This is a genomic window from Leifsonia sp. HAY1-4F (genome assembly GCF_056755275.1).
On the sequence record NZ_JBNDHX010000319.1, the window covers coordinates 1 to 267 of the forward strand.

At 63.3% G+C, this 267-nt stretch carries 1 protein-coding gene; it reads right to left on the bottom strand.

Annotated elements, in window-relative coordinates; translation table 11 throughout:
- Positions 1 to 267 (bottom strand): HAMP domain-containing protein (locus tag ACPYOG_RS19675; protein WP_481295805.1); only part of this gene is annotated, 267 nt, incomplete at both ends.

The window sequence follows — 267 nt, forward strand, 5'->3', positions numbered from 1 at the left end:
GGCCGACAGGCCGTTGAGCGCCTGTGCGGTGACCCGAATCTCACCCGGACCGGTTTCCGGTATATGTGGGAGCGTGCCATCCGGGTTGACTTCGGCCACGGCCCGCTCCAGCAGGCGAAGCGGTTTCATGATCTTCGAAGCCGCGAAGATGGAAACCAGCACGCTGCCGATGATGATAAGGCCGAGCCATCCGACAAGAATCTTCCAGCCTCCCGGTGGTGGACCATGTTGCGGCATCGGCGTGACGAGCCAGCTGCCGTCGGAGAG